The organism is Falsiroseomonas oryzae (assembly GCF_027856955.1).
Lineage (GTDB): Bacteria > Pseudomonadota > Alphaproteobacteria > Acetobacterales > Acetobacteraceae > Falsiroseomonas > Falsiroseomonas oryzae.
In genome coordinates, this window is sequence record NZ_JAPSMD010000889.1 from 1 (window position 1) to 933 (window position 933).

The 933-nt window shown below is 75.5% G+C and carries 1 pseudogene; it reads left to right on the forward strand.

Going from position 1 to position 933, the window contains the following annotated elements:
• Nucleotides 1–713 (forward strand): annotated as a pseudogene (locus tag OZN99_RS32475) (error-prone DNA polymerase); the annotation flags it as partial.
• Nucleotides 714–933: the final 220 nt, after the last annotated feature.

Consider the following 933-nt stretch of genomic DNA (forward strand, 5'->3'; position numbering starts at 1 on the left):
CGCGGCTCGACCGCGGCGCGATGGATGCGCTGGCGCGCGCCGATGCGCTGCGTTCCCTCAGCGCCGGCCGCCGCCATGCGCTGTGGGACGCCGCCGGCGTGGAGGCCGCGCTGCCCCTCTCCGAGGCGCGCGACGGCGCATCCCCCCTGCTTCCCGCGGAGACCGCGGGCGAGGAGACGGTGCTGGACTACGCCGCCACCGGCCTCTCGCTGCGCCGCCATCCGCTCGCGCTGCTGCGGCCGCGCCTGGCGGAGTTCGGCGGCGCCGACACACGCGCACTGAACGCGGCCCGCCAGGGACGCTGGATCCGCGTGCCGGGCCTGGTGCTGGTCCGCCAGCGCCCCGGCAGCGCCAAGGGCGTGGTGTTCTTCACCGTCGAGGACGAATGGGGCACCGCCAACCTGGTGCTCTACCCCGATATCGTCGCGCGCGACCGCGCCGCCGTGGTCGGCGCCCGCCTGGTGCTGGCCGAGGGCCGGGTGGAGCGCATGGAGACCTCGGAAGTGCCCATCATCCACCTGGTGGTGCGCCGGCTGCACGACTGGTCCCACCTGCTCGACGGGCTCCATGCGCTGGAGGAGGCGAAGTGGGACCGCGTGCTGGCGAATGCCGACGAGGTGCGCAGCCCCAACCTACACGACCCGCGCGACCCGGCGATCCGCGCGGCGAAGCGGGGCTCGGCGGTGATGCCCCCCTCCCGCGACTTCCGGTGACGGCCCGATGCAGTATTTGCGACTCATTCGCAATTGCACTACCCTGCCGCCGCAGCACAGGGAGACCACCACCCCATGGCGACACGCGGCCTGCCCGCCTGGCCCTATACCGGCACCGCCCCCGAGGACCTGCCGCCCGCCGAGCGCCTGCTGATCGATGCCGCCCGCGCCTGGGCCGCCGCCTGCCGCCGCGGCGAGCCGCCGCTGCCCGGCCTGCGCC